A 23,589-nucleotide genomic window follows, 5' to 3' on the forward strand; every position below is an offset into this window, starting at 1 on the left:
GAAGTGATGCGACAACGAACGCGGCCATTCCATTCCCCATCCGATCCGGATCTGCCGTCAGAACACCGAACGGATTGCGGCGAGCAGGGTGTCGGCGAGCTCTGACCTGCACATCACGAAGTCGGGCAGATAGGTATCACGCCGGTTGTAAATCAGCGGTGAGCCATCCAGTCGCGACGCGTGCAGCCCCGCCGCCACGACGACACCGGCCGGGGCGGCCGAGTCCCATTCGTACTGCCCGCCCGCGTGGACGTAGGCGTCGACGTCCCCACGTACGACGGCCATCGCCTTGGCGCCCGCCGACCCGATTCCGATCAGCTCGACGTCGAGGATGTCGCGGAGCCACCACAGGACGGTCGGTGGCCGGTTGCGGCTCGTCGCGATGCGGATGGGCCCTGGTTCGCGCGGCGGCGGCGGGGTGACCGTGTCCGTCCGGTACACCTCGCCGATGGCAGGCAACCCGACTGCCGCGTCGGTGATGCCGCCCGGCGCTCCACCGCTGCGCTGCCACAGCGCGATATGCACCGCCCAGTCGGTGCGACCGGATGTCGAGAATTCCCTGGTGCCGTCGACCGGGTCGACGATCCACACCCGGTCGGCGCGGATGCGGGCCAGATCGTCGGCCGCCTCCTCGGAGAGCACGGCGTCGTCGGGCCGATGCTCGCGAAGGCGGTCAAGGATCAGGGTGTTGGCACTCCGGTCACCCGCGTCGCCGAGGTCGTAGTAGTCGCTGAAGCCGATCTCCTCGCGCAGTGCGACGAGCATTTTGCCGGCTTCGGCAGCCACCTCTGCGGCCAGCGCTGCATCAGTCAGGAAGGTGCTAATGGGCGCTACCTGGGCGTCGCGCCGGGAGCGCGCACGACCATCGGCACCGCGGGGAAGTAGGCCGCCATCTCCGAGCGGCACCTGCGCAACGCGGCCGTTCCGAAGCCCCGGTGACGATGATCCGGGTGAATCCAGATCCGGACGTTGACCTCGCCGCCGAGGAGCTCACCGAAGGCCATCCCGACTTTGTCTGTGCCCTTTCCGGAGCCCTTCTTCTCTTCCACCACGAACCACACCGCCTCCTCGTTCGACACCCGTCCGAGCGCCGAACGGATCTCGTCGTCCAGGCTGCCCGCAGGCGCTCCCGAGCCGTCGCCCTTGGCGCCGACGTCGGCGGTGCGCGCGGAGAAGATGTCGCGGTCGACGTCTCCCGAGAAGACACGGAGGACGAGACTCTCCCCGGAACTGGCGGGCCGTTCCCCGAGGGTAAAGGTGAGTTGCTTGTTCAGGTCGTCGAGTTCGGCGGCGATCCGACGCCGCGAATCCCTGGTGAGCTGGTCGAACGACATGGTCATGACCGCCTCACCACCGAGGTGCGACGTTTCGAGCAGGGTCGAGATGGACTCGACGGCCGATTTCCTGTCATCAGCCTCGACGATCACGTCGAGCACCTCGTGACGGCGGTCGAGCGCCTTGGCAAGGGCGTCGGTGATCTCCCGACGGGCGGCTGCGTGGTCGTGATCGGTCATGACAATGAGCGTAGAACACCCCGGTGTCGTCCACCGGGTCGAACTCGGTGCCTCTCCGATGAGTCAGAACGCGGGCCACGGGATCGGCCTGCGCCGATCCGGGCTGGGCATGACGGGATTCTCAAGCAGACCAACAGCTCTGGCGTATAGCGCGTCGATCTCCCGGTTGGTGAGGTGGGGCCGCAAGACCTCTTCGAAGTCGCCGAGCAGGGCGTCGCGCAGCCCTGCGACGTCGCGCAGCGCATCGTCGTCGACCGGCTTTCCCGCCCACCCCCACAGGACCGTGCGCAACTTGTCCTCGGTGTGCAGGCTCACACCGTGGTCGACGCCGTAGACGCAGGAGTCGACTCCGGCCAGGATGTGGCCGCCCTTGCGGTCCGCGTTGTTGATCAGGACGTCGAACACGGCCATCCGGCGCAGCCGGTGATCGTCGGCGTGCACGAGGGTTACTTCGTCGCCCGCGTAGTCGTAGGCCTGCAGGATCGGCAGGAAGCCGGGCGGGACGTGACCTGCCGGGAGCAGGTCCACCAGATCCGGCCCGGCATCGGGCAGTTCCTCCGGTTCATCGTCCGCGAGAGCGTCGCCAGGCTGATCGACCCACCGCTGCACCATACCGGAGCCGGCCGGGCCATCACGAAGCACGGTGTAGGGCACGACGTTCCAGCCCAACGTCGCCGAGACCAGATACGCCCCGACTTCACGCCCTGCCAGGGTGCCGTCCGGGAAGTCCCACAGCGGCGCCTCGCCGGCCACTGGTTTGTACACGCAGTGCGCCTGGCGGTCCCCAAGATGCGCCTCGCACAGGAACGTCGCGTTGCTCGCGGAGCGGATGCGCCCGATGACGGTCAGTTCGCCGCAGCGCAACACCTCGTCCTGGTGGCCGTCCTGGTGGCCGTCCTGGTGGCCTTCCTGGCGGCCGTAGCCCTCAGGTGTCGGGGTCATCATCGGATCCGGCCAGCGCGCCTCGTCGATAACCGTTGGTGCGCACGCAGATGTGTCCTTCGGGATCCAGTGGTTCGTCACACAGCGGACACGGGGGCCGGCCGGCGGAGATGACCCGGTTGGAGCGGGCCGCGAACTCCCTGGCCGACTCGGGGCTCAGGAAGACACGAACGGCGTCGGGTCCGTCCTCTGCATCGTCGAGCACCACGGAGGCGTCGAACTCGGTTTCGGACACCGCGAGCAATTCGACGACGACGGTCTGCGCCTCCGAGTCCCAGCCGAGGCCCATCGTGCCGACGCGGAATTCCGCGTCGACGGGCATGATCAGCGGGCTGAGATCGTCGATCTGGACCGTCTCGGGCGGCACCGGGGTGCCGAATCGACGATTGATCTCCAGCAGCAGCGCGGCGATCCGCTCGGCGAGCACCGCCACCTGTTGCTTCTCGAGAATCACCGACACGACCCGTTCGTCGTGGACGGCCTGGAGGTAAAACGTGCGGTCACCTGGCTGCCCAACGGTCCCGGCCACGAAGCGGTCGGGTGAGCGGAAGACGTGAATCGAACGGGTCATGACGCCTCCCAAAATACCGGTATTACCACCGCAGCCGTAATTCGAGCGTCGGCGCGGCCGTCGCCTCGGGTCCGTTCAGTCGGTGCTACCGCCGACCACCGCGTCGCCCGAGGGTTCCGGTTTCGCCAGAAGAGCCGCGGTCAGGGCGGGACCGGTGTGGTTGACGTGAAGGACGAACGGCCGCACCGCCGTGTAGCGGATCACACTCATGGACGCCGGGTCGGCGGTGATCCGCTGGAAGCTGTCCAGGTGGGTGCCCAGCGCATCGGCGATGATCGCCTTGATCACGTCGCCGTGGGTGCAGGCGACCCACAGCACGTCACCGTCGTTTTCCTCCGTGAGCTTGCGATCGTGTTCGCGTACGGCCGACACCGCCCTCGCCTGGACCTCAGCCAGGCCCTCGCCGTCGGGGAACACCGCGGCGCTGGGCTGCTGCTGCACCACCGCCCACAGCGGCTCCTTGACCAGGTCGCCGATCTTGCGGCCGGTCCAGGCGCCGTAGTCGACCTCCGAGAGCCGTTCGTCCACTACGGGTTTCAGCCCGAGGGCGGTAGCGAGCGGGTCCACCGTTCGCTCACAGCGCAACAGCGGCGAGCGCACGATCGCCTTGACGGGCAAGTCGCCGAGCCTGCCGACCACCGTCTCGGCCTGCTCGCGACCCTTGTCGTCGAGGTCGACACCGTCGGAGCGCCCTGCCAGCGTGTGGGCGGTGTTCGACGTCGAGCGGCCGTGCCGCAACAGAATGACGGTCATTGCGCGGCAATCACGCCCGTGCCCAGCAGGATCAACACGATGACACCCACGACCACCCGGTAGCCGACGAACCAGTACATGCCGTGGCTAACCAGGAATTTCAGGAACCACGCGACTGCGGCGTACCCGATCACGAAGGCGATGATCGTGCCGACCAGCAGCTGCGGCCCCGTCGCGCTCATGCCGACGCCTTCGGGGTGAAAGGCGTCGGGCAGCGAGAACAGGCCCGAGGCGAGCACGGCGGGGATCGCCAGCAGGAAGCCGAACCGTGCCGCGGCCGCTCGTTCCTGGCCGAGGAACAGGCCTGCGCTGATGGTTGCTCCCGACCGGGAAACCCCCGGGATCAGCGCGAGACACTGGGCTGCGCCGATGAGGAGGCTGTCGCGCCACGTGAACTGCTCGATGGTGCGGGTCTGTTTGCCGTAGTACTCGGCGGCGGCGATGACGGAAGAGAAGACGATCAGCGCTCCTGCGATGATCCACAGGTTGCGGACGTCGCCGCGGATGTAGTGCTTGAAGACGAGCCCGGCCGCCCCGATCGGGATGGAGCCGATGATCACCCACCAGCCCAGCCAGTAGTCGGGGGTTCGCCTCGCCTTGTCGAAGAGCCCGCCGAACCATGCCTTGGCGATGCGCACGATGTCGCGGGCGAAGTAGATCAACACCGCGATCTCGGTGCCGATCTGAATGACTGCGGTGAACGAGGCACCCGCGTCGCGCCCGAAGAACACCTCGGACACGATCGCCAGGTGTCCCGAGGACGACACCGGCAGGAATTCGGTGAGGCCTTGTACGACGGACAGCACGACCACCTGCAACCACGACACGTCTGTCACGCCGACGACCGTACCGTGGGGTTGCGTCAGCGAGTTGTGCGCGGGACCGGTTGCGCGTCAGAAACTGCGTCGCGCACGGCTGCGGTCAGGCTGCGCTCATCGTCGACGTCGACGTGGGCGAGGCTGCGAGTCGCCGCGGCGACGACGTCCCCGGCCTGCGGTACCGGTCCTGCGAGCCATGGTCGGTAGATCTCTACGAAGAGCGTCTGCCGATCCACGCGGAAGGAGAAGCTCCTGCCGTCTCCGACCTCTCCGAATCCGCTGGCGTGCATGCCGGTGGAGATGTCCTCGATGGCAAACGTCCCGCCGGCCACGTCGTTGTCCGCAGCCAGGGTCATGTCCGAACCATACCGTCGGCGCCACGCACGGACGTGCCTAAACTGGCCATTCGATCGCCCTCCAACCATCACACTCGAGAGTTACCCTTTGCCACCGCACGCAACACTGAAGAGTCGCCTTGCTCACAGCGCCCTAGTGATGGTGACGGTGATTGCCCCGATCGGGTGTTCTTCTAAACACGAGGACAATCCGCCCCCGACGATCGTCCCCGCGGTGGCCGCGGTGTCGCCGGCGGTCGCGGGGCAGCCGCAGGGGTCGGTGCGGCCGCTCGCCGGTATCGGTGAGGCCGCCGCGTTCGACCCGGCCACGTCGTCGTTGGTCGTGCTGGAACTGGATCCCGCGGGCGGGTCTGCCGTCACCGCGTTCCCGCCGTCCGGGCCGTCCAGGACGGTGCCACTGCCAGGACCGGCCACCGCGATCGTCGCGGATGGAGACGGAGCGGTTTACCTGTCGGCCAAGGGGGGCTACTTCCAGGTCGAACTCAAGGGCGCTGCCAAGGTGACGCGATTCGACGTCGACGGGCAACGCGATACCGACTTCACCGCGATCACCCGTCGCGCCGACGGTAAGGTCGTGCTCGGCAGCGCCGACGGAGCGGTGTACACCCTCGACTCCGCGACGGCGGTCGGGGCACGTCTGCAGATCTTCGCCCGCGTGGATGCCCTTGCCGCACAGGGCAATACGGTGGCCGTGCTCGACCGTGGCCAGACCTCGGTGACCACCGTCGACGTCTCGGGCACGAAGCAGGAACACGCATTGCGCGCAGGAGAGGGCGCGACCACGATGGTCACGGATCCTGCGGGCCGCATCCTGGTCGCCGACACCCGGGGTCAGTCGCTGCTGGTGTTCGGAACCGACCCACTGATGCTGCGGCAACAGTCCCCGGTGCGGGGAGCGCCGTACGGGCTCGCCGGATCGCGTTGGCTCGCCTGGGTGTCAGAAACGGCGACGAACAACGTGGTTGGTTACGATCTGGCCACCGGAATACCCGTCGAGAAGGTGCGTTATCGAACCGTGCAACAACCGAACTCCCTGATCTTCGATGACACGACCGGCACCCTGTACGTGGTGTCCGGCTCGGGCGCTGGCGTGCAAGTGATCCCGCGGGCGGGCCGATGAGCGCTCGCGCGAAGAGAAGACAGCAACGATGAGCCCCAGCGAGCGCGGGCGCATGCCCGCCGCGTGGGAAGCCGACCTGTCCGACGAATACGAGTGGGTTCCGCTGCGGCTGCCACCGGACGTGACAAGGGTGTCCGCGTCGATTCGGTTGTCCATCGAGGCCGAGTACCGCGGCTGGGAGCTGACCCGCGTTCGCCTCTACACCGACGGCAGCCGGCGGGTTCTACTGCGGCGCAGGAAGTCCGCCGCCTGGGCCAGCACCGATGGTCAGCCGAACCCATGATCTATGGCGCGTTGCGGCGGATTCTGTTCCTGGTCCCGCCGGAGCGGATCCACACCATCGCCTTCGCCTGCCTGCGCCTGATCACGGCAGCGGGACTGCCGCGCCGCGGCCTGACCAGGTGGCTGGCGCCACGCGATCCGGTGCTGGAGACGACGGTCTTCGGCGTCCGGTTTCCCGGTCCGGTGGGCCTGGCAGCGGGATTCGATAAGGACGGCTCCGGCCTGAAGACATGGGGTGCACTGGGTTTCGGCTATGCCGAGGTGGGCACCGTGACGGCGCAGGCCCAGCCGGGCAATCCGCAACCGCGAATGTTCCGGCTGGCCGAGGACCGCGCGCTGCTCAACCGGATGGGCTTCAACAATCACGGGGCGGGCGAGCTGGCCCTGCGCTTGAGCCGTCACACCTCCGACGTGCCCATCGGCGCCAACATCGGCAAGACGAAGACCACACCGCCCGATGGCGCGAAGGACGACTACACCGAGAGTGCCCGGCTGGTCGGCCCGTTGGCGGACTTCCTGGTGGTCAACGTCAGCTCGCCGAACACTCCCGGGCTGCGCGACCTGCAGGCCGTCGAGTCGCTACGGCCGATCCTGGCCGCCGTCCGCACGCAAACCACGACACCGGTGCTGGTGAAGATCGCACCCGACCTGTCCGATTCAGACGTCGACGAGATCGCCGACCTCGCGATCGAACTGGGTTTGGCAGGCATCGTCGCCACCAACACCACGGTCTCGCGCGACGGTCTCGCGACGCCCGGCGTCGCCGATTTGGGTGCAGGAGGCGTGTCCGGTCCACCCGTCGCGCAGCGATCCGGCGAGGTGCTGCGCCGGCTCTACCGACGGGTCGGCGACCGCCTCGTGCTGATCAGTGTCGGCGGCATCGAGACGGCCGAGGACGCGTGGGAGCGCATCACCGCAGGGGCGTCGCTGCTGCAGGGCTACACCGGATTCATCTACGGCGGCCCGTTGTGGGCCAAGCACATTCACGACGGCCTGGCCCGTCGCCTCCACGAGGGCGGGTTCGCGTCGCTGGCGGACGCGGTCGGATCAGCGGCTCGTTAGCTCACGTCGCATCTGGCGATCTCGGGCACGGCCGCTGTCGAATACGACTAATTCGTCCCGCACACAGATACGGTGTTGCCAGGGGGTCCGCCGATGTCCGCATTCCAAACATCGTCCGTCATGGCGGGAGACGGCACCGTGCAACGCTGCGACGTCTGCATTGTCGGAGCCGGTATCGCCGGACTCAACGCGCTGTTCGTCGCCAGCCGATACCTGTCCAGGGATCAAAGGGTGATCCTGGTCGACCGTCGCGCCCGCGTCGGCGGCATGTGGGTGGACACCTACCCCTACGTGCGCCTGCACCAGCCGCACCCGATGTTCACCGCAGGGAACATCGAGTGGACCCTCGGCAAGCGCCCCGACCATCTGGCGACGAAGGCCGAGGTGCTCGACCACTTCGAACACTGCCTCAGCGTGATCAAGGAGCGAGTGCGGGTTGACGAATACTTCGGTTCGACCTTCGAGTCGGCTGATGAATCGCGCCACGAAGCCGACGGGATCGTGCGAGTCACCTGCAGATCCTCAGCTGGCAAGGCCGTGGTGATCGAGGCGAAGCGCCTGATCAAGGCCTATGGCCTCCGAGTCACGCCCGACGACCCACTCGCGATCTCCAGCGCTAGTGTCCGGTCGGTCTCACCCGATTACTGCGATGTCCGATCGGGCGACATGCGATCCAGCGATACTCCGGTCTGGATCATCGGCGGCGGCAAGACCGCAATGGATACCGCGCACGCACTCATCACGGATTACCCCGGCCGCGAAGTGAACCTCGTGGCCGGTCGCGGAACATTCTTCGCGACGCGCGAGCAGATGTTTCCCATCGGGTCGAGGCGGTGGTGGGCCGGCACCCTCACCATCGAGATGGGCGCCCAATTGAGCCGGCGATTCGACGGAACCAACGAGGCCGAGGTCCAGCGGTGGTTCCGTTCGAAGTACGGCACCCATCTCACTCCCGATGCGGCGAACTACGTTGCCGGTGTGCTGTCCAAGGCCGAGAACTCCACGATCCGTGCGGGACTCAATGCCGTCGTGATGGACTACTTCGTCGATGCCGTCGACCGCAACGGCGCGACCGAGTTGGTGTTCCGCGGCGGTGCGACGAAGACGATCGAACCGGGTAGCTGGATCGTGAACTGCACCGGCTACCTCGGTATCGATGGCAACAGTCACCCGTACGAACCCTACGTCTCCGCCAGCGGCGCAGTGGTCTCGATCCAGCCGCGGTCAGCGACCCTCCACCTGCCTGCGTTCCAGGGTTACTTCATGGCCCACCTCGTGTTCCTGAACGTGATCAGGAATGTCCCGCTGTACGAAATGGACCTCCAGGAATTGCGGGAGAAATCGAGCGTGGTGTTTCCGTACGCACTCTTCACGCTCGTCCAGCACAACCTGAGCCTCATCTACGACAGCGTCCCAAGACATGTGTTCACCGACAACGGCCTCGACTTCGACGCCTGGTACCCGCTGCCTCGTCGGTTGCCGAGTCAGGCCAAATTCGCGCTCACCCACCGCCGCTCGCGCGATCGTGCGGCGCGGGCCCTCGACACCGTGCGGGAACGTTTCGACGTACGGTGTGGACCGCTGCAGGATCGGTGACTAATTCTGCTCGTGGGTGCCGTGGATGACGGCACGGGCGATCGCATGGCTGAACAGGTTGAACCCGAGATAGGCCGGCGTCGCACCGTCTGGCAGGTCGAGTTTCTCCACATCGACGGCATGCACGGCGATGAAGTAGCGGTGCGCGCCGTGCCCTGGTGGCGGAGCGGCCCCGATGAAACGCTTCAGGCTTGCGTCGTTGGCCAAGGTGATGGCGTCACCGGGAAATCCGCTCTGGCTGCCGTCGCCGACGCCTGCGGGCAGGTCCGTCACCGTCGCAGGCAGGTTGGCCACCGCCCAGTGCCAGAACCCCGAGCCCGTCGGGGCGTCGGGGTCGTAGACCGTCACCGCGAAGCTGCGCGTGGTCTCCGGGAAGCCCGACCAGCTCAGTTGCGGCGAGACGTCCGATCCACCTGCGCCCATGATCCCGCTCACCTGGTCGTTGGCCAGTGGCTTGCCGTCGGTGACCGACTCCGAGGTCAGGATGAAGCTGGGCAGCTTCGGAAGGTTGTCGTACGGGGTGCTCATTGGGTCCTCTCGGTTGATCTGGCGGTGGTTGATCAGCAGTGCAGCAGGAAGTACTCGAGAACTTCGGTGCCGAACGTCAGTGACTCGATGGGTACCCGCTCGTCGACTCCGTGGAACAACGCCGCGAAGTCCAGTTCGGGCGGCAGGCGCAGCGGAATGAAGCCGAAGCAGCGAATACCAAGGCGCGCAAAGTGTTTCGCATCAGTGCCACCGGACAACATGTAGGGCACGATGCGCGCGTCCGGGTCCACCGTCAACAGCGCGGCGTTCATGGCATCCACCAGGTCGCCGTCGAACGTCGTCTCATACGCCGGCAGCGAGGTGATCCACTCGCGGGTGACGTCGGGGCCGATCAGCTCGTCGATCGTCGCCTCGAACTCCGCAAGGCGCCCGGGCAGCACCCGGCAGTCCACCACGGCCTCTGCGGTCGCCGGGATGACGTTGGCCTTGTATCCGGCCTTGAGCATCGTCGGGTTGGCCGAGTCCCGCATCGTGGCGCCCACGATGCGGCCGATCGGCCCCAGCTTGGCGATCGTCCCGTCCAGGTCCGGCGAATCCGGATCGAACGCGTGCCCGGTCTCCTCGCCGACGACGGTCAGGAACTGCGCGACCGGATCGGTCAGCACCAGCGGAAACTGGTGGCCGCCGAGCCGCGCGACCGCTCCCGCGAGGGTGGTGACGGCGTTCTCGTCGTGCACGAACGAGCCGTGCCCCGCACGACCGTGCGCTGTGAGTCGCATCCACTGCATGCCCTTCTCGGCCGTTTCGATGAGGTAGAGCCGCCGCTCGCCGCCGGCCCGGCGCGGCACCGTGAGCGAGAAGCCGCCGACCTCGCCGATGGCCTCCGTGACGGCATCGAACAGATCGGGCCGGTTCTCGACCAGCCATCCGCAGCCGTACTTTCCGCCGGCCTCCTCATCGGCGACGAAGGCGAAAACCAGGTCCCGCGGCGGCACGATCCCGGTGCGCTTGAAGTGCCGCGCGACCGCGATCATCATGCCGATCATGTTCTTCATGTCGATCGCGCCACGCCCCCAGACGTAACCGTCGGAGACCGCTCCCGAGAACGGGTGCACGCTCCAGTCAGCGGCCACGGCGGGCACCACGTCGAGGTGGCCATGGATCAACAGCGCACCGCGGCTGGGGTCGGCGCCGGGCAGCCGGGCGAAGACGTTCCCGCGCCCCGGCGCGCCGGACTCGACGTACTCGCATCGGTAGCCGACCTCTTCGAGCTGCCGGGCTACCCAGCGGGCGCACTCCTCCTCGCCCGCGGTGGTCTCCAGCTCGCCGGTATTGGAGGTGTCGAACCGAATCAGCGTGCTGACGAGTTCGACGACCTCGTCGCTAGCCTGGGGAGAATCAGTCACAGTCACCATTCGTACCATTGCATGGGCGGCCGGGTTTTGGTCCGGGCACCCCGTTCGGTTAGCCTTAGGCGCTCTTGTCCGAGTGGCGGAATGGCAGACGCGCTAGCTTGAGGTGCTAGTGCCCTATTAATGGGCGTGGGGGTTCAAGTCCCCCCTCGGACACTCTTCAACCCACACTGCGCCCAAAGGCCGCGACATCGCGCAACGCGCGGTTGAACAGCTCAGGCACGGACGCTCCCAGAAGCTGCTCGCAGACATGACCGACGCCGTTGTAGGTGTGGCCGGTGGCGTTCACCCCGGCCCGCAGCAGTGCCCGCAGGTATGCCAGTCCCTCGTCGCGCAACGGGTCGACCTCGTCGGTCGTCACGACGTGCGGCGGCAGGCCGCGGAGATCCTCCTCGGCTGCGTAGTACGACCAGGCAAGCGGATTGGTGGCGTGTTCACCGTTGGGGTCGTACAGCGCCGCCATGAGCGTCATGACCGATGGGCTGAGGATGTAGCCCTGGTTCTCGACGAGGGACGCCAAAACGGGGTTGGGCGCCCGTGATGGTGAGGACCCGTGTCTCGACACCGTGCGGTTGCGGAGCGTCTGCGAGCAGTGCACCGAACAGTCCGTCGAATGCCTGCTCGGTCGCCGACGCCACCGCCAGCAGTTCCTCGAGCGGTGACTGTCTGGTGACGGCCAGTTCGGCGGCCCGCGCGTCGAGCCCGAACGGAGCCAACGCCGCAACCATGCGAGGATCGGCCCGCGAATCCGAGCGCAGCTCCATGGTCGGGTCGCCAAGGCGGCCCGGCACTGTGACGTTCACGGTGGGTGCGGCCATGTCGCGAAGTTACACCTCGGTGCGGACGCTCAGTACACGTCGCGAACGTAGCGCTTGGTGGCGACCAACTCCCGCTTGTAGTCGTGTGCACGCTCTGCGGACATCCCGCCGTGCTCGCGGATGACGGCGGGGAGTGCCTCGTCCACGTCCTTGGCCATTCGGGTTGCGCCACCGCGCACGTAGACGTGCGCGCCGTCCTCCAGCCAGCGCCAGACGTCGGCGACGTAGTCCAGCATCTCGTGCTGGACGTACACCCGTTGCGGCTGGTTCCTTGAGAATTCCAGGTCGAGCCTGTTGAGCAGACCGTCGCTGACCATGTCCTCCAAATCGTCTCGGTAATAGAAGTTCTCGGCACGGTGCTGGTCACCGAAGAACAACCAGCTGTAGCCGCGATGACCGCGCACGGCGCTCCTGCAGAAATCCGCGAAACGGCGCGATGCCCGTCCCTGGGACGATCATGATCATCGGAATGGAACCGTCCTCGGGCGGCCGGAAGTGTGGGGAGGGCTGCAGGAAGACGGGTACCGGCGCCTCGGCCGGCCGGTCGGCGAGAAACGTGGGGTCATCGCGCCACTGCTCCACCTCGGCGCCAACGCAGAATTCCGTGACGACGTCCACGCCGTTGCGGCCTCTGAGCCACTTGTCCAGCTCAGAGCGGTTGCGGCGCAAGGTTCTCAGCGATCCGGCCGCATTACTGGCCTCGGTCACGAAGTCCAACAGATTGGGGGTGATGCGGCAGATGTCGTAGTGCGACGTGAGCGCATCACCGAGCCGCATCTCCGTTCCGTCGACCTCGATCGCGTCGTCTGTGGACAGTCCGGTGGCCGTAAGCCATTTCGTCACCATCTGCTCGCTGTTGGTGGCGCACACCCCAACGCGTCCCCGACCGAATACGTGGTCGTGTGCTCGGAGACGTCGAACCCGAACTGGCGCAGCTCCTTTGCCGAGCCGGGTGCGGTCAGCACGGTGTTGCGGCTCAGGGGGACGTCGACCGGACTGTTGCGGGTGAACGGTTCGGCGGTCCGGCTTCTCCTCGATGGCGGGACCGCGGGTGCCCTGTCGGCTGCGGGGGCCGACGAGAGTGGTCACCTCGTCGGCCCACCGCGCCATCGGTTCGTCGTCGTAGGCCTCGCATTCGATGCGTTCGACCAGTTTGGTGGCGCCCAGCTCAGCCAGTCGGGCGTCCAAGGACTTTGCGTAGCCGCAGAAGTCGTCGTAGGACCGGTCCCCGATGCCCAGTACGGCGTAGCGCATCCCGTCCAGCGCGGGGGCGTGGGCCGACGCCAGCCGGGTCCAGAAGGCTGCACCGTTGTCGGGCTGTCCGCCGTCGCCGAAGGTACTCGTCACCACCAGAACGTCGCGGGCCTCGACGAGGTCGGAGAGCAGACAGGAGTCCATGTTCAACACCCGCGCTGGCGCGCCCGCTGTGCCGAGCTGCTCACCCACCCGTGCCGCGAGCTCCTCGGCGTTGCCGGTCTGCGAAGCCCAGACCACCAGCGGCACCGGTCCGGCGGTCGGATCTGCCACGCCGATCGCCTTGGTACCGGAATACCTTCCTGCGGGCATGCCGTCGACGTAGAGTCGCACCGCCCTGCTGACCGGGGCTTCGTCGGGCAGCAACGGAACTCCGTGCACATCTGCGGGTAGGGCACTGAAAAAGCCTGTTAGATATTGCTTCTCAACGTCGTCGAGATCGGGCTGCGGGAGATCGTCGAGCCCGAGCGCCGAGGAGATCACCTTCATCGTCGCGGGCGCGAGCTCCCGTGGCGCCGGAGCAGGTCCCGCTGGACGCACGCTGACCGCGCAGGCCTCGAACTCCGGTTGAAGGGAATCGGGGTCGACGACGGCATCGCTGGTGTCGGCGTTGATGGCCAGGTACTCGCCGTGCTCGTCGTTCCAGTGGAATGGTACGAAGCAATTGCCAGGACGCAGCCGGCCGGTCACCACCGCGGGAAGCACCGCGCGGCCCCGCCGCGAGGCCAGTTCTACGGCTTGGCCCTCGACGATGCCCTGTGCCGCTGCGTCGTCGGGTGAATCTCCACGAACGGCCCGGAGTTGAGCTTGGCCACCCTGCCGGTCTTGGTCATCGTGTGCCACTGATGTTGCAGGCGACCGGTATTCAACACCACCGGATAGTCGTCGTCGGGCAATTCACGGGCATCCTTGTGCGAGCGGGGGTGAAAGATCGCCCGCCGCGACGGGGTGGGGAAGGCGAGCCGGGGGCCGGTGCCCATCGGCGTCGGTGAACAGCTCCTGGCTCACACCGTCATTGAGGTAGCGAATCGGGTGGCGGTCGTCGTCACCACCCGGCAGGTCAACGGGCGGGACGGGCCCTTGCAGCGGCGTTTCGCGGAGCCGGTCGTAGGTGGCTCCGCGCAGATCGTAACCCGTTCTCAGAATGGAGAATTGGCGCAGTTCGTCGAATATCTGCTCGCGGACGGGTCGACGAGATCTCCCTCGGCCAGGGCCGCACCTTCGCCGTCGACGGCGAGCAGATCGCCGTGTACCGGATGCGCGACGGCTCGCTGCGCGCTCTCGGCGCGCTCTCGGGGGCGGACCACTGGCCGACGGACTCACCGACGACGAAACGGTCGTGTGCCCACTGCACGGCCGCACCTACGACCTCAGATCCGGTGCGGAGACCACCGGCGGTGGACCGGGTGTCTGCTCCCACGACGTGACCGCGGACGGCGACGGATCGATCCGCCCGACCCTCGAATGCGGTTGATCGGGTCCCGTTAGGCTCGGCGTCATGGCAGCTGACGAGTTCGAGCACGGGCAGGTCGAGGCCAACGGCATCTCGATTCACACGGTGTCGGTGGGTGAGGGTCCGCTCGTCGTGTTCTGTCATGGATTTCCCGAGTCCTGGTACTCGTGGCGGCATCAGCTGCCCGCGGTCGCGGCCGCCGGTTTCCGCGCCGTCGCGCTCGACATGCGGGGTTACGGCGGGACCAGTGCGCCGGAGGCGGTCGACGCCTACTCGCTGAGTCATCTGGTGGGTGACGTGGTGGGCACGGTCAACGTCCTCGGCGCCGGTCGCGCCGTGGTGGTCGGACACGACTGGGGCGCGCCGGTGGCCTGGTACTGCGCGCTGATGCGACCGGACCTCTTTCGCGCCGTCGCTGCGCTCAGCGTCCCGTACATACCGCCGATCGCGCTGCCCGATGGGCTGACCATGAACGACCTGATGCGGGCCAACGCGGGCGATCGCGAGTACTACCGGCTCTACTTCCAGGAGCCGGGCGTGGCCGAGGCAGACCTCGAGGCCGACGTCGACCACTCGGTGCGCGGCTTGTTGTACTCCATCAGCGGCGACATCGTGACCGACGGCATCCATCCGACCGGCTGGGACGGTCACTTTCCCAGGGGGCAGGGATTCGCAGAGCAGATGGTGATTCCCGAGACGCTTCCAGCCTGGCTCACCGAAGAGGACGTGGCGTTCTACGTATCGGAGTTGTCCACCAACGGGTTCCGTGGCGGCTTGAACTGGTACCGCAACATCAACGCCATGCCCGGGCTGCTTGGACCGTTCGCCGGGACCGCCATCAATCAGCCCGCGTTGTATCTCGGCGGAGAATACGACCTCATCGCAGGCAACACGCCGGAAGCCATCGCAGGCCTACCGGGCGCGGTGCCGGGGCTGCGCAGAGTGCAGATCCTGCCCGGCGCCGGTCACTGGCTGCAGCAGGAAAGACCACGGGAAGTCAACGAGGCGTTGCTCGACTTCCTCGGCTCGCTGGACTGAACCGTCACATGTCGGCGTGGCGGCTACGGATGAAACCGTAAGCGCCGTAGGCGGCGAGCCCCAGTGCGGCGATGATTAGTAGGAACTTGCCGAAGGGTGCGCCGCCGAGCGCCTTCACCGCGGCGTCGACGCCGGAGGCCTTCGCCGGGTCGGCGGTGAAGATTGCGACGAGCACCAGGAGACCCGCCCCAACCAGGACCAGCCCCTTGGCGACGTATCCAGCGATCCCGACCCAGGTGATCGCGGTGCCACCCGAGACGTTGAGGTCTTTGAAGAACTTCTTGCTGGCGCCCTTGTAGACGTGATAGCCACCCACACCGATCACGACCAATGCCACGACCACCAATACTGCCTTGCCCCAAGCGGATTGCATCATCTGCGCGCTCAGTCCGGCATTCTGCTGGCCGCTGGACTTGCCACTGCCCATCGCGAACTTCCCAGCCGAGAAGGCGAGCGCGAGGTATACCACCCCGACGGCAGCGGACTTCACCCGGTGCTTGGCGTCCTCTTCGAGGAACGTCTCGACCAGATACCACACGCCGAGCGCGGCGAGGACAACCGAGGCCACCCACAGCATCACCGCGCCACCGGGTTGCGCAGCCAGAGTCGCCAGCGCGCCGGCCTGGTCTGCGCTGCCACCGTTACCGAGGGCCAGGCGCGCCACGATGAAGGCGATCAACAGATGGAGGAGGCCACTGGCGGCGAAGCCCGCCCGTGCCGCGCGCTTGAACCAGACGCTGTCGTGGGCGGTGGCGGCCGCCGACCGGGTGTCGACCATTTGCGGCGGGTACCCGGGCGTCGCAGTGACCCAAACCATAAATTTACGATCGCGCAGAAATCCTGCTCAGCGGGCGGGCTTCACGGCCAGCACCGGCTTCGCACATTCGAGTAGCAACTGCTGAGAGACGCTGCCCAGCAGAAGCTTTCCCACCGGATTGCGGTGCCGGATGCCGATCACCAGCAACTCGGCGCCGGCGCGGTCCATTGCCTCGAGCAACTCGTTGACCGGGTCGACTCCGACTGGCTGGATCAGTTCGTACGCCAACCCGCACGACTTGAGCCGCTCCTCGACGTCGTGCACCTGGGGCTGCTGAGCGAACCCGGGGTCCGAGTAGGCGTCCCCCTTGGTGGAGTTGACCACCAGCAGGCCCGTGCCCCGCAGGGACGCCTCGGTCATGGCATGTTCGAGGGCGGCCTGGCCGTACTGGTCAGCGGTGTATCCGACGACGATCATTTCGGCTCCTCGCGCAAGCACTCGTCAGTGATCACGCTTGGGCCTTCTCTCGCTGGTCCTGGTCATCCTCGACGATGAGCAGGGTCTCCTCGTCGCGGTGCAGCAGCTTGAGCACGAGCGGCGCCAACAGGAGCAAGGCCATGCAGACGTACACGATGATCGCTACGGGCTCGTTGAAGAGGCTGCTCCAGTCGCCACCGCCGAGTTGCAGGCTCTGGCGCAGCTGGCGTTCGATACGCGGCCCGAGGATGACGCCGATGATCAGCGGCAGCACCGGTAGCCCGAACCTGCGCATCATCAGCCCGAGTAAGCCGAAAATCAGAAGCAACGCCAGGTCCAGCGGCTGGAGGTTGACGGCGAACGCCCCAAGCGTGGCGAAGAACAGGATGCCCGCGTACAGGTAGGGCCGCGGGGTGCGCAGTAGCTTCGCCCACAGTGGGGCCAGTGGGAGGTTGAGCACCAGGAGCAGGAAGTTGCCGATGAACAGGCTGGCGATCAGCGTCCAGATCAGCAGCGGCTCCTTGGCGAACAGCGTCGGCCCCGGCTGGATGCCGTAGGAGACGAACGCCGTCAGCATCACCGCCGCGGTGGCGTTGGTGGGTAGCCCCAGCGAGAGCATCGGTACCAGCGTGCCTGCGGCCGAGGCATTGTTGGCGGCCTCCGGTCCGGCGACACCTTCGATCGCACCCTTGCCGAACTCCTCCGGGTGCTTCGAGAGCTTCTTCTCCGTGATGTAGGACAGGAACGTCGGAAGCTCGGCGCCGCCCGCGGGCAGCGCGCCGAAGGGGAACCCGTAGGCGGTGCCCCGCAGCCACGGCTTCCAGGACCGCCGCCAGTCGTCACGACCCATCCACGGCCTACCGACAGGAATCACTTCGGCGGGTCGCTGGCGCAGATGCGCGGCGACCCACAGCGCCTCGCCGAGCGCGAAGATCGCCACCGCGATCACCACGATGTCGATGCCGTCGGACAGCTGGGGAATGCCGAACGTCGCCCTGGCCTGCCCTGTCAGGAAGTCGATGCCGACCAAACCGATCGCAAGCCCGAGGAACAGCGAGATCGCGCCGCGCAGCTTGGAGGATCCCAGCACGGCGGTGACGGCGACGAGCGCGAACAGCATGATCGCGAGGTAGGACGGCGCGCCGAGCGTGACGGCGAAACGAGACACCGCGGGGGCGAACAACACCAACAGCAGGGTCCCGATGGTGCCCGCGACGAACGATCCGATGGCCGCCGTCGCCAAGGCCTGTGCGGCTCTTCCCGCCTTGGCCATCTTGTTGCCCTCGATCGCGGTGATCACCGACGACGACTCTCCTGGCGTATTGAGGAGGATCGAGGTGGTCGAACCGCCGTACATTCCGCCGTAGAAGATTCCCGCGAACATGATGAACGCCGCGCTCGGGCTGACGTTGTAGGTGATCGGCAGCAGCAGCGCCACCGTCATCGCCGGGCCGATACCCGGCAACACGCCAACCGCGGTTCCCAGCAGTACGCCGACCACCGCGTACAGCAGGTTCATCGGCGTAGCGGCCTGCTCGAACCCCTGGAGCAGCCAGTTCAGATTGTCCATGTCAGAGAATCCCGTCCAAAATGCCTGCGGGCAGTGGAATTCCGAGCCCGGAATAGAACGCGTAGAAGCTGGCGATGCCGAGCGCCGCGCCGATGACGATGTTGCGGACGTAGTGCTTGCTGCCCAGAACCGTTGCCGACCCGGCGAACATCAGACCGCTGGTGATGGTCCATCCCAGCGGGTTCACCAGCAGAATCGTGGTGACGAAGATGGCGACCAGCAATCCGACGGTGCGCCAGTCACTCGGCAGGTCCGGATCGATGTCCTCGCCCGCATCGGCTTCGCCCTTGGAGCCCATCGGAATCGCGACCGCGAGAATGAGCGCCAGCACTACCAGGCCGACGCCGACGACCATCGGAAAGAGTTTCGGGCCAACGGGATCCACCTTGGCGTAACCGCCAGGAAGGGTCAGCGCATCGAAGATCAGAAACACACCCACCACGACGCAGACGGCGGCCACCAGGTACTGCGCCTTGTCCACGGACTTCGGCGCCACCGGTTTGGGGTCTTCCGTCAGTGCGCTCACAACAGCCCCAGCTCGGTCAGGGTCGACGAGACCCGCTGGTCCTGATCCTTCAGGAACTGCTCGAACGGTGCCCCCGTCATGAACGCGTCACTCCAGTTGTTCTTCACCAAGGCTTCCTTCCATGCGTCGGTTGAGTGCAGATCCTCGAGGACCTTCACCAGCGACTGCCGCGCCTCGTCCGAGATGCCCGGTGGGGCAAGCACTCCGCGCCAGTTGGTGAAGGTGAGATTGACGCCGGCCTCCTTCAGCGTCGGCGCGTCGACGCCGGCCACTCGCTGCTCGCCGGAGACCGCGAGGACTCTGACCTCGCCGGCCTCGATCTGGTCGACGTACTCGCCGAGACCTGATGTGCCAGCGGCGATCTTCTTGCCGAGAAGCGCGGTCAGCAGGTCGCCGCCGCCGTCGTAGGAGATGAAGTTCACCGTCTTCGGGTCGACACCCGCGGCGCGCGCAGTCTCCATCGCGAAGAGGTGGTCGGGCCCGCCTGGCGAGGAGCCGCCGCCAATGGTGACCTTGGCCGGGTCGGCCTTCCACGCGGCGACGAGGTCGTTGACCGTCCGATAGGGCGAGTCGGCGGGGACGAGGATGCCCTCCGGCTCCTCGACCATCTTCGCCAGCGGTGTCGCGTTGGACGCCAGCGCGTTCGATCCGTTCGTGTACACCGCGCCCACCACGCCGAGCCCCATCATCATCATGAGGTCGTCGTTGCCCTTCTCGTTCATGAGTCGGGCCATGGCCACCGTGCCGCCGGCTCCGATCACGTTGAAGACCTCGACGCGGCCGGTGATGTCGTCGTCCTCCATGATCTTCACCGCGGTGCGGGCCGTAAGGTCGTACCCACCGCCGGGACTGTTCGGCACCATCATCCGCAGCCTGTGCATACCGGTCTGTTCGCCACCGCGGGTGACTCCGCACCCGGCCAGGAGCACCGCCGCGCAGACGAGACTCGTCAGGATCAGTAGTCGTCTCATTCGGGTCGTTCTCATTCGGGTCCCATCCGTCGCGAATGTGATGCTCAGCAATACTGGACCCGACAGTGACGGGAGTCACTGTTTCGGACGCAACGAAAGTATTGGTCATTGAGTTCACGGCGATCGATCCTGCGACGCGGCACCCGAAGCCTCGCCGGCCAGTTCCTGGCCTTCCAGTTGGTGGTGGTCGCCGTGGTCCTCGTCGCCGTGGCCGCGGTATCGGTCACGCAGTCGACCAAGGAGTTTCGCGACGTCCGCGGGCAGCGCATGATCGCCGTCGCCGAGAACCTGGCGTCGACGCCGATCGTCCGCGAGCGGTACGCCGATCCGTTCGCAGCGCAGATACTGGCGCCCGACGTGGATCGCGCGGTCGCGCTGTCGGGCGCCGGATTGGCCGAGATCCTCGACCCGGCTGGCGTCATTCGGGTGTCGTCGGAACCGTCGCGGGTCGGTCGGACGCTGAATCTGACGGGCAGCGCGGCGCGTCAGGGGCGCGCCTGGTTCGGCGACCTCGACATCGACGGCGTGCACGCCCTGGCCGGGCAGGTGCCGATCAACGACATCAACGGCGCCGTCCTCGCCGTCGTCTCGGTGTCGGAGCGCTATCCGTCTGTGTGGCAGTTGCTCAGCGGCGCGGGTGAGCGACTGCTGGTGTACCTGGGCCTCGGCGCCGCTCTCGGAATGCTCGCCTCTTGGCTACTGTCGCGCCGCATCAAGCGTCAGACCCACGGGCTGGAGATCGCCGAGATCGCGAGCCTGGCCGAACATCGGGAAGCGTTGCTGCACAGCATCCGTGAGGGAGTCGTCGCGGTAAACAACGACGGCGTGATCACGGTGCTCAACGACAGTGCGCAGGAATTGTTGGACGTGGCGCCGGACGCAGTTGGGCGGCGCGTCGACCAGGTCGGAGTCGACCCGGCCGTCACCGAATTCCTGCTTTCCGGTGAGGATCGCCGCGACGTCGTCATCGTCACCCGCACCAGGGTGCTTGCGCTCAACCGACGGTCGGCGACGAGCCAGGGCAAGAGGATCGGAACGGTCACCACCATGCGTGACAGCACCGAACTCGCGTCGATGCAAGGACAGTTGTCGTCACACAAGAGCGTCACCGACACGCTGCGGGCCCAGACACACGAGTTCGCCAACCAGTTGCACACCATCTCCGGTCTGGTGCAGCTCGGAGAATACGATTCCGTGCACGACTTCGTCGGCGCCCTGACGCGACGACGCGCCGAGATCAGTGACGCAGTGACGCAACTCGTCTCAGACCCGGCAGTTGCCGCACTGCTGATCGCGAAGACCTCGCTGGCCGCCGAGAGCGGGGTTGCTCTGACCATCGCGTCCGACTCTCACCTGTCGGCACTGGATCCAGCCCTGGCGACGGACGTGATCACGTTGCTCGGCAACCTCATCGACAACGCGGTCGACGTGTCGGAAGGATCGCGCGACACCCTGGTTACCGTGCACATCGACGACGCGGATGGTATGACGGTGTCGGTGACCGACTCCGGACCCGGTGTGCCGAAACATCTTCGGGAGGAGATCTTCGCCCGCGGCGTCACCTCCAAACCGGACGTGCCGGGCGGACGCGGGATCGGGCTGGCCCTCGTGCGCCTCGTCAGCGCGCAGCTCGGCGGCACGGTCGAGGTCACCGATGCGCCGTTCGGTGGCGCGTGCTTCCGGGTGAGGCTGCCACCGGCACGGTTGGCCGGCCAGGAAACCTTGACGGTGGGGCGGACCGGCCATGCGTGAAGTGCTCGTCGTCGACGACGACTTCATGGTCGCTGAGATCCATCGCAAGTTCGTCGACCACGTCGACGGGTTCGCCGCCGTCGGGTCCGCGCGTACCGGCGCCGAAGCACTCGAGCTGGCGGGAACACTGCGGCCGGATCTCGTCCTGCTCGACGTCTACCTGCCCGACATGACGGGTCTGGAAGTACTGCAGCGCTTGCGCTCCGCCGGCGACCCCGTCGGCGTCATCATGATCACCGCGGCCCGCGAACTCGACACGGTCAGCGGCGCGCTGGACGGAGGCGCCGCCGACTACCTGATCAAGCCCTTCGAGTTCCCGCAGCTGCAGGCCAAACTCGAGTCCTTCGCAGCGAGGGCCGACGCGCTGGCGTCAGCAGGCGGTGCCGATCAATCACTGATCGATTCGTTGTTCGGCCGGAACGGCGGACCATCGGGCACCCCGGCGGCCGACGGACCACTGCCCAAGGGGCTCGGCACCGTCACGGGACAACTGGTGCTGGAGGCCGTGCGCCACGCGGGCGAGGTCTCTGCAGCGGAATGCGCTGAGCTGGTGGGTATCTCGCGGGTCAGCGCCCGACGGTACCTCGAGCACTTCCTGATCGTAGGCGCGCTCGAGTTGCGTCTGCAGTACGGCGCGGGCCGTCCCGAACGGCGCTACTACTTGCGCCGCGCGTAGATCGGCGATCGCGATGCCGATCCCTGATTTCGATTCTACGAGCAGCCCCTCGACATTGCGTCGCCCTGACTCCTCAGCGCCTGGACCGGCTCAGCTTCCCCACGGGCGTGGTCGTCGCATCCGTGGCCAAGGCTCGTCTGCGGTTGGCTTTGCGCGCCACCAGGCCCCAGGACGTGACGACCGTGACGAGCACCAGCACGAGAACCAGATTCTCGTCCGTCGCCGGGTACCACACTCCGGTGATGTAGTGGTCGATGAATCCGTCGGACGGCAGCGGCGCCATGCCCGCGCCTGCCCTGCCCCAGCGCTCCAACGCCGTCAGCGGGCAAATGAAGTCGACGACCTCGATCGCGACGCACCAGATCACCACGGGCAAGTGCAGCCAGATGGTCTTGGGCCAGCGCAGCGCCAGGAATCCGCCGATCACCCCGTAGCCCACGAAGGCGAAGTGAACGGCGACGGTGACCACTACGACGATCGTGTAGAAGTTAGTCATTCTCAGCACCCGAAACTCATGACAAGCCGACCTGAACACGATACCGCTCCCCGATCTCCGATCCAGCTGAGAAGCTTCCGGGTATGCCCCTCCGTCAATTGCTCGGCGTCCTCGCCTGCGCAAGCCTGCTGATGACCGGCTGTGCGCCGTTGAACCGCACCCCCGAGGAGTCCACCCCCGCGGCCGATGGCGGGCGGGCCGACGCGGTGATGCGGATCGTCGACGACGTGATGAAGCAGTCACACCTGAAGGCCGTCATCGTGCGGGTGACACAGGACGGCAAGGAGGTCGTCACACGTGCCGTCGGCGAGTCCATGACCGGTGTTCCCGCTACCCCGGAGATGCACTTCCGCAATGGGGCGGTGGCGATCTCGTACGTCTCGACCCTGCTGTTGCGTCTCGTCGACCAGGGGAAGGTCAAACTCGACGACAGGCTGTCGACGTGGTTGCCCGAGGTGCCGCACTCCGACCGCGTGACCCTGGGCGAGCTGGCTCAAATGACCTCCGGCTACGTCGACTACGTCATCGGCAACACGGCCATGAACGATGCGCTGTACGCCGACCCGTTCCGGCAGTGGACTCCTGAGGAGTTGCTCGACTTCGCCGTCAACCAGCCGCTGCTCTACGAGCCGGGGACCAACTGGAACTACGCGCACACCAACTACGTGCTCCTGGGGTTGGCACTGGAGAAGGCCACTGGCGAGACCATGCCGAAGCTGTTGTCGGAGAAGGTGTTACAGCCCCTCGGCCTGACCAACACGGCGAACTCCGATACCGCCGAGATTCCGTCGCCGGTGCTGCATGCCTTCAGCTCGGAGCGCCGAGCAGCACTCCGGATTCCCGGCGGTACCCCCTTCTACGAGGAGAGCACCTACTGGAACCCGTC

26 protein-coding genes, 1 tRNA gene and 1 pseudogene are annotated in these 23,589 nt (G+C 66.7%); 9 read left to right on the forward strand and 19 right to left on the reverse strand.

Annotation, left to right across the window (positions count from 1 at the left end):
• Window positions 1-57: 57 nt before the first annotated feature.
• The 7 genes from QOI01_RS01810 to QOI01_RS01840 all read right to left on the reverse strand — a co-directional run bounded on the left by QOI01_RS01810 (window position 58) and on the right by QOI01_RS01840 (window position 4,954).
• Window positions 58-765, reverse strand: a complete 708-nt coding sequence (locus QOI01_RS01810) for a 3'(2'),5'-bisphosphate nucleotidase CysQ (protein WP_526378032.1) — start codon at window positions 763-765, stop codon at window positions 58-60.
• A 65-nt stretch (window positions 766-830) separates the two neighbouring features.
• Window positions 831-1,514, reverse strand: coding sequence for a GNAT family N-acetyltransferase (locus QOI01_RS01815; RefSeq protein WP_526378034.1), 684 nt, complete (start codon window positions 1,512-1,514; stop codon window positions 831-833).
• A gap of 63 nt (window positions 1,515-1,577) precedes the next feature.
• Window positions 1,578-2,381 carry an Rv2133c family protein gene (locus QOI01_RS01820; RefSeq protein WP_526378074.1) on the reverse strand — a complete coding sequence of 268 codons (804 nt, stop codon included), beginning with the start codon at window positions 2,379-2,381 and terminating at the stop codon, window positions 1,578-1,580.
• 58 nt (window positions 2,382-2,439) lie between these two features.
• Window positions 2,440-3,027, reverse strand: coding sequence for an Rv2134c family protein (locus tag QOI01_RS01825; protein WP_526378036.1), 588 nt, complete (start codon window positions 3,025-3,027; stop codon window positions 2,440-2,442).
• Window positions 3,028-3,102: 75 nt separating this feature from the next.
• The gene (locus QOI01_RS01830; RefSeq protein WP_526378038.1) at window positions 3,103-3,780 is read right to left on the reverse strand and encodes a histidine phosphatase family protein; all 678 of its coding nucleotides are present in this window, start codon (window positions 3,778-3,780) and stop codon (window positions 3,103-3,105) included.
• Entirely contained in the window at window positions 3,777-4,607 is an 831-nt protein-coding gene (locus QOI01_RS01835; RefSeq protein ID WP_526378076.1) for an undecaprenyl-diphosphate phosphatase, read from the reverse strand. Before QOI01_RS01835 ends, QOI01_RS01830 begins: the two co-directional genes overlap by 4 nt.
• 35 nt (window positions 4,608-4,642) lie before the next feature.
• On the reverse strand, window positions 4,643-4,954 hold the full coding sequence (locus QOI01_RS01840) for a hypothetical protein (protein WP_526378040.1): 312 nt from the start codon (window positions 4,952-4,954) through the stop codon (window positions 4,643-4,645).
• Between the two features lie 139 nt (window positions 4,955-5,093).
• Between QOI01_RS01840 and QOI01_RS01845 the strand changes: the two genes are divergently transcribed.
• The 4 genes from QOI01_RS01845 (at window position 5,094) to QOI01_RS01860 (ending at window position 9,014) form a co-directional block, all read left to right on the forward strand.
• Complete coding sequence (locus tag QOI01_RS01845; RefSeq protein WP_526378042.1) at window positions 5,094-6,074, forward strand: YncE family protein; 981 nt, start codon at window positions 5,094-5,096, stop codon at window positions 6,072-6,074.
• 28 nt (window positions 6,075-6,102) lie between these two features.
• Window positions 6,103-6,357: a DUF5703 family protein gene (locus QOI01_RS01850; RefSeq protein ID WP_526378044.1), complete on the forward strand. Its 255-nt coding sequence runs from the start codon at window positions 6,103-6,105 to the stop codon at window positions 6,355-6,357.
• Window positions 6,357-7,418 (forward strand): quinone-dependent dihydroorotate dehydrogenase, encoded by a 1,062-nt coding sequence (locus QOI01_RS01855; protein ID WP_526378078.1) that lies wholly within the window; start codon window positions 6,357-6,359, stop codon window positions 7,416-7,418. The genes QOI01_RS01850 and QOI01_RS01855 overlap by 1 nt, the downstream gene beginning before the upstream one ends.
• Before the next feature lie 93 nt (window positions 7,419-7,511).
• Window positions 7,512-9,014: an FAD-dependent oxidoreductase gene (locus tag QOI01_RS01860; RefSeq protein ID WP_526378046.1), complete on the forward strand. Its 1,503-nt coding sequence runs from the start codon at window positions 7,512-7,514 to the stop codon at window positions 9,012-9,014.
• Here QOI01_RS01860 and QOI01_RS01865 read toward each other — a convergent pair whose 3' ends face one another.
• Complete coding sequence (locus QOI01_RS01865) at window positions 9,015-9,542, reverse strand: YbhB/YbcL family Raf kinase inhibitor-like protein (protein WP_526378048.1); 528 nt, start codon at window positions 9,540-9,542, stop codon at window positions 9,015-9,017. It abuts the gene before it with no gap.
• A gap of 32 nt (window positions 9,543-9,574) precedes the next feature.
• Entirely contained in the window at window positions 9,575-10,918 is a 1,344-nt protein-coding gene (locus QOI01_RS01870) for a M20/M25/M40 family metallo-hydrolase (protein ID WP_526378050.1), read from the reverse strand.
• A gap of 67 nt (window positions 10,919-10,985) precedes the next feature.
• On the opposite strand from QOI01_RS01870, the gene QOI01_RS01875 reads away from it, so the two are divergent.
• A tRNA-Leu gene (locus QOI01_RS01875) sits at window positions 10,986-11,071 on the forward strand.
• A gap of 4 nt (window positions 11,072-11,075) precedes the next feature.
• On the opposite strand, the gene QOI01_RS01880 is transcribed toward QOI01_RS01875, so the two are convergent.
• The 4 genes and pseudogenes from QOI01_RS01880 to QOI01_RS01895 form a co-directional block, all read right to left on the reverse strand.
• Window positions 11,076-11,387: an alpha/beta hydrolase gene (locus QOI01_RS01880; protein WP_526378052.1), complete on the reverse strand. Its 312-nt coding sequence runs from the start codon at window positions 11,385-11,387 to the stop codon at window positions 11,076-11,078.
• Window positions 11,350-11,733: a hypothetical protein gene (locus QOI01_RS01885; RefSeq protein ID WP_526378054.1), complete on the reverse strand. Its 384-nt coding sequence runs from the start codon at window positions 11,731-11,733 to the stop codon at window positions 11,350-11,352. Before QOI01_RS01885 ends, QOI01_RS01880 begins: the two co-directional genes overlap by 38 nt.
• Before the next feature lie 29 nt (window positions 11,734-11,762).
• Window positions 11,763-14,166, reverse strand: a pseudogene (locus QOI01_RS01890) (flavodoxin domain-containing protein); the annotation flags it as partial.
• Entirely contained in the window at window positions 14,127-14,294 is a 168-nt protein-coding gene (locus QOI01_RS01895) for a hypothetical protein (RefSeq protein ID WP_526378082.1), read from the reverse strand. The gene QOI01_RS01895 and the pseudogene QOI01_RS01890, both read right to left, overlap by 40 nt.
• Window positions 14,295-14,485: 191 nt before the next feature.
• On the opposite strand from QOI01_RS01895, the gene QOI01_RS01900 reads away from it, so the two are divergent.
• Window positions 14,486-15,478: an alpha/beta fold hydrolase gene (locus QOI01_RS01900; RefSeq protein ID WP_526378056.1), complete on the forward strand. Its 993-nt coding sequence runs from the start codon at window positions 14,486-14,488 to the stop codon at window positions 15,476-15,478.
• A 4-nt stretch (window positions 15,479-15,482) separates the two neighbouring features.
• Here QOI01_RS01900 and QOI01_RS01905 read toward each other — a convergent pair whose 3' ends face one another.
• The 5 genes from QOI01_RS01905 to QOI01_RS01925 all read right to left on the reverse strand — a co-directional run bounded on the left by QOI01_RS01905 (window position 15,483) and on the right by QOI01_RS01925 (window position 19,779).
• Window positions 15,483-16,256, reverse strand: a complete 774-nt coding sequence (locus QOI01_RS01905) for a DUF1206 domain-containing protein (RefSeq protein ID WP_526378058.1) — start codon at window positions 16,254-16,256, stop codon at window positions 15,483-15,485.
• Between the two features lie 66 nt (window positions 16,257-16,322).
• Window positions 16,323-16,712, reverse strand: a complete 390-nt coding sequence (locus QOI01_RS01910) for a universal stress protein (protein ID WP_526378060.1) — start codon at window positions 16,710-16,712, stop codon at window positions 16,323-16,325.
• A 31-nt stretch (window positions 16,713-16,743) separates the two neighbouring features.
• Entirely contained in the window at window positions 16,744-18,282 is a 1,539-nt protein-coding gene (locus tag QOI01_RS01915; protein WP_526378062.1) for a tripartite tricarboxylate transporter permease, read from the reverse strand.
• A 1-nt stretch (window position 18,283) separates the two neighbouring features.
• A complete protein-coding gene (locus tag QOI01_RS01920) occupies window positions 18,284-18,799 on the reverse strand; it encodes a tripartite tricarboxylate transporter TctB family protein (RefSeq protein ID WP_526378080.1) in 516 nt (171 codons plus the stop codon).
• 5 nt (window positions 18,800-18,804) lie between these two features.
• Window positions 18,805-19,779 carry a Bug family tripartite tricarboxylate transporter substrate binding protein gene (locus QOI01_RS01925; RefSeq protein WP_526378064.1) on the reverse strand — a complete coding sequence of 325 codons (975 nt, stop codon included), beginning with the start codon at window positions 19,777-19,779 and terminating at the stop codon, window positions 18,805-18,807.
• Window positions 19,780-19,887: 108 nt separating this feature from the next.
• Between QOI01_RS01925 and QOI01_RS01930 the strand changes: the two genes are divergently transcribed.
• The gene (locus QOI01_RS01930) at window positions 19,888-21,531 is read left to right on the forward strand and encodes a sensor histidine kinase (protein ID WP_526378066.1); all 1,644 of its coding nucleotides are present in this window, start codon (window positions 19,888-19,890) and stop codon (window positions 21,529-21,531) included.
• Window positions 21,524-22,207, forward strand: a complete 684-nt coding sequence (locus QOI01_RS01935) for a response regulator (protein WP_526378068.1) — start codon at window positions 21,524-21,526, stop codon at window positions 22,205-22,207. The genes QOI01_RS01930 and QOI01_RS01935 overlap by 8 nt, the downstream gene beginning before the upstream one ends.
• 73 nt (window positions 22,208-22,280) lie before the next feature.
• Here QOI01_RS01935 and QOI01_RS01940 read toward each other — a convergent pair whose 3' ends face one another.
• Window positions 22,281-22,703 carry a DUF2784 family protein gene (locus QOI01_RS01940; RefSeq protein ID WP_526378070.1) on the reverse strand — a complete coding sequence of 141 codons (423 nt, stop codon included), beginning with the start codon at window positions 22,701-22,703 and terminating at the stop codon, window positions 22,281-22,283.
• An 83-nt stretch (window positions 22,704-22,786) separates the two neighbouring features.
• Here QOI01_RS01940 and QOI01_RS01945 point away from each other — a divergent pair.
• On the forward strand, window positions 22,787-23,589 hold an 803-nt coding region (locus QOI01_RS01945), incomplete at its 3' end, for a serine hydrolase domain-containing protein (protein WP_526378072.1).

The sequence above is a fragment of the Mycobacterium sp. genome (assembly GCF_032162605.1).
Lineage (GTDB): Bacteria > Actinomycetota > Actinomycetes > Mycobacteriales > Mycobacteriaceae > Mycobacterium.

What these genes read in the sequence shown, in the direction of transcription:
- QOI01_RS01940 (WP_526378070.1), bottom strand. Translation starts at nt 22,703, where the DNA reads ATGACTAACTTCTACACGATCGTCGTAGTGGTCACCGTCGCCGTTCAC.
- QOI01_RS01840 (WP_526378040.1), bottom strand. Translation starts at nt 4,954, where the DNA reads ATGACCCTGGCTGCGGACAACGACGTGGCCGGCGGGACGTTTGCCATC.
- QOI01_RS01925 (WP_526378064.1), bottom strand. Translation starts at nt 19,779, where the DNA reads ATGAGACGACTACTGATCCTGACGAGTCTCGTCTGCGCGGCGGTGCTC.
- QOI01_RS01815 (WP_526378034.1), bottom strand. Translation starts at nt 1,514, where the DNA reads ATGACCGATCACGACCACGCAGCCGCCCGTCGGGAGATCACCGACGCC.
- QOI01_RS01935 (WP_526378068.1), top strand. Translation starts at nt 21,524, where the DNA reads ATGCGTGAAGTGCTCGTCGTCGACGACGACTTCATGGTCGCTGAGATC.
- QOI01_RS01870 (WP_526378050.1), bottom strand. Translation starts at nt 10,918, where the DNA reads ATGGTGACTGTGACTGATTCTCCCCAGGCTAGCGACGAGGTCGTCGAA.
- QOI01_RS01825 (WP_526378036.1), bottom strand. Translation starts at nt 3,027, where the DNA reads ATGACCCGTTCGATTCACGTCTTCCGCTCACCCGACCGCTTCGTGGCC.
- QOI01_RS01910 (WP_526378060.1), bottom strand. Translation starts at nt 16,712, where the DNA reads ATGATCGTCGTCGGATACACCGCTGACCAGTACGGCCAGGCCGCCCTC.
- QOI01_RS01850 (WP_526378044.1), top strand. Translation starts at nt 6,103, where the DNA reads ATGAGCCCCAGCGAGCGCGGGCGCATGCCCGCCGCGTGGGAAGCCGAC.
- QOI01_RS01905 (WP_526378058.1), bottom strand. Translation starts at nt 16,256, where the DNA reads ATGGTCGACACCCGGTCGGCGGCCGCCACCGCCCACGACAGCGTCTGG.
- QOI01_RS01830 (WP_526378038.1), bottom strand. Translation starts at nt 3,780, where the DNA reads ATGACCGTCATTCTGTTGCGGCACGGCCGCTCGACGTCGAACACCGCC.
- QOI01_RS01860 (WP_526378046.1), top strand. Translation starts at nt 7,512, where the DNA reads ATGTCCGCATTCCAAACATCGTCCGTCATGGCGGGAGACGGCACCGTG.
- QOI01_RS01885 (WP_526378054.1), bottom strand. Translation starts at nt 11,733, where the DNA reads ATGGCCGCACCCACCGTGAACGTCACAGTGCCGGGCCGCCTTGGCGAC.
- QOI01_RS01915 (WP_526378062.1), bottom strand. Translation starts at nt 18,282, where the DNA reads ATGGACAATCTGAACTGGCTGCTCCAGGGGTTCGAGCAGGCCGCTACG.
- QOI01_RS01900 (WP_526378056.1), top strand. Translation starts at nt 14,486, where the DNA reads ATGGCAGCTGACGAGTTCGAGCACGGGCAGGTCGAGGCCAACGGCATC.
- QOI01_RS01880 (WP_526378052.1), bottom strand. Translation starts at nt 11,387, where the DNA reads ATGACGCTCATGGCGGCGCTGTACGACCCCAACGGTGAACACGCCACC.
- QOI01_RS01845 (WP_526378042.1), top strand. Translation starts at nt 5,094, where the DNA reads ATGGTGACGGTGATTGCCCCGATCGGGTGTTCTTCTAAACACGAGGAC.
- QOI01_RS01810 (WP_526378032.1), bottom strand. Translation starts at nt 765, where the DNA reads ATGCTCGTCGCACTGCGCGAGGAGATCGGCTTCAGCGACTACTACGAC.
- QOI01_RS01865 (WP_526378048.1), bottom strand. Translation starts at nt 9,542, where the DNA reads ATGAGCACCCCGTACGACAACCTTCCGAAGCTGCCCAGCTTCATCCTG.